Annotated in this window: 3 protein-coding genes; all 3 read right to left on the bottom strand. The window is 70.2% G+C overall.

Annotated elements, in window-relative coordinates:
- A partial coding sequence (locus tag AB1634_19375) for a UbiA family prenyltransferase (protein MEW6221674.1) occupies nucleotides 1–653 on the bottom strand: 653 nt, incomplete at its 3' end.
- Between the two features lie 9 nt (nucleotides 654–662).
- Nucleotides 663–1,514, bottom strand: coding sequence for a sugar phosphate isomerase/epimerase family protein (locus AB1634_19370; GenBank protein MEW6221673.1), 852 nt, complete (start codon nucleotides 1,512–1,514; stop codon nucleotides 663–665).
- A 14-nt stretch (nucleotides 1,515–1,528) separates the two neighbouring features.
- Entirely contained in the window at nucleotides 1,529–2,332 is an 804-nt protein-coding gene (locus AB1634_19365; GenBank protein ID MEW6221672.1) for a TatD family hydrolase, read from the bottom strand.
- Between the last annotated feature and the right edge of the window lie 20 nt (nucleotides 2,333–2,352).

The raw sequence follows: 2,352 nt of genomic DNA, 5'->3' as shown, positions 1-2,352 counted from the left end.
GCGGCCAGCAGGCCGGCGGCCGCAAGCCCAGCCAGCAGGGCGATGAGGCCCAGCCAGACCGTGCCCACCGCTGCCGGCAGCCGGCCGGCCGCGCCACCGATCTCGTGGCGGCTGAGGACAGTGAGCGCGGCCACGTGCCACCCGAGCAGCAGCGGCAACAGCCAGGCCACGCCGGTGGGCCAGCCCAGGCTCAGGCCGAGGACAGCGTTCATCGCCCGGCAGCTGGCCATGGCGGCCGGCCCCAGGAGGGGATGATCTTTCACCCCCAGATCGTAAAGGACAATGAGGCCGGCCAAGGCGAGGCCGGCGGCCAGGCTGGTCAGACCCGCCAGGGCGCAAGCGGCCAGGCCGAGGCCCAGGAGCGCACCCGCCGCCAGCCGCGCCTGGCTGCTCCTGACCCGGCCGGACGGCAGGGGACGCTCCGGCCGCAGCTGGGCATCCTCGCCTTGATCCACCAGGTCGTTGAGCACGCAGCCGCCGCTGTAGAAGGCAACGCTGGCCAGGCCCGCGGCCAGGAGCCGGCCGGGATCGACCTGGAAGCCGGCGGCCACCAGGGCGCCGGCCAGGACATCGGCCACGGCGGTGGGGGTGTTGGCGAGACGCAGGAGCTGGAGCCAGGCATGAAGCCGGCCGCGGCTGGGCAAGGAATCCACCTGGCCGCCTCACACCGGCGCCAAGGGGCGGGTGCCGCCCGCCTGCCAGGTGCTCAGAAAGGCCAGGGCCTCGGCCGCCACCGCCAGGGGTCGCTCCTCGTACGGGTACAGCTCCACGGTCACAAAGCCGGCGTAGCCGACCTCCCTCAAGGCGTCCAGCACCCCGGCCAGATCGATAGCCCCGGCGCCGGGCGCCAGATGATGGTGCCGCCGGTCAGCGGCGATGTCCTCCAGGTGGACATGGGCCAGCTGATCCCCGAAGGAGCGGACCAGGGTCGCCGGATCCTCGCCCACACAGAAGAAATGGCCGAGATCGAAGTTGAGGCCAAAAACCGCCGGGTCCAGATCCTGGACAAAGGCCTGGTACTGGGCGCTGGTCTCGATGACGAGCCCCGGCTCCGGCTCGATGAGGATGCGCACCCCCAGGCGGCGGGCGTCGGCGGCCAGCTCCAGGAGCCCCTCCCGGAACAGGTCGAGGGCCGCCGCCTCCGGCAGGGCACCTGACGGCCCACCCGGCTCGGTGGAGATGGTGGCCGCCCCCAGGTCGGCGGCCAGCTGCAGGCAGGCCCGGGTGTGCTCGATGCGCAGGCGGCGCCGGGCCGGGTCGGGATCGATCCAGGAGGGGTGGTAGGTGTCGCCCAGGGCGTGGAGCATGAAGGCGTTGATGTTGGCCACCGCCAGGCCACAGTCGGCCAGGAGCCGCGCCAGATCCCGTCGCGCCGCCAGGGACAGGTCCGGGGGAAAGGCGTGGGGCACGTCGGCCATGATCTCCACCCCCTGGTAGCCGAGCCCGGCCAGGCCTCTGATCGCCTCGGCCAGGGTGTATCGCCGGAAGGCGTTGGTGCTGAAGGCAAGGCGCATGGCTGAGGCCAGCCTCAGTCCGCCGGCAGATCGAAGCGGGGCGAGTGGGCAAGAAAGGCGTACGGGTTGTCGAACACCACCCTTTTGATCTCGGCCTCGGAGAAATCGCCGCTCCGGCGCATGAGCATGGCCACCTTGGGCACGGCCAGGGGGTCGGAATAGCCCCAGTCCGCCGAGCCGTTGACCATCATGCGGGCGGTGCCGTAGCGGCTGATCATGGCCACCGCCCGCTCCGCCGACAGCTTGGTGACGTAGTAGACGGTCATGCCCACCCAGCAACGGGTGGACAGGGCCAGCTCCATCGTCTCTTCGGTGTTGTGGTCGATGACAATCCGCTCCTGGGTCACCCCTTCCTCGTCCAGGATGCGGACGATGCGCTCGATGCCCTTGAGCTTGTGCTGGTGGGGGGAATGGATGATGACCGGCAGCCGCCGCTCCTCGGCCAGGCGCAGCTGGCGGCGGAAGATCTCCTCCTCCTGCCCGGTCTGAAGATCGAGGCCGATCTCACCGATGCCCACCACCCCCGGCCGATCGAGATAAGGCACCATGGCGTCCACCACCTGATGGGCGATGGGGTTTCGTGCCTCCTTGGGATTGAGGGCGAGCATGGTGTAGTGCCTGAGGCCGTACTTCTGGGCCCGGGCGGCCTCCACGGTGAGCATGTGCTCCCAGTAGTCCTGGAAGGAGGCCACCGCCGACCGGTCCAGGCCGGACCAGAAGGACGGCTCGACGCAAGCGACGACACCGGCCACCGCCATGTTGAAGTAGTCGTCGGTGGTGCGCACCGAGCAATGGATGTGGGGTTCGATGATGCGCATGGCACCTCCAGGATAGGGAA

The organism is Thermodesulfobacteriota bacterium, assembly GCA_040755095.1.
In the GTDB taxonomy this organism is placed as follows: Bacteria; Desulfobacterota; Desulfobulbia; order Desulfobulbales; family JBFMBH01; genus JBFMBH01.
The sequence above is the reverse complement of the archived record's forward strand: the minus strand, read 5'-3'. Positions and strand labels throughout refer to the sequence as shown.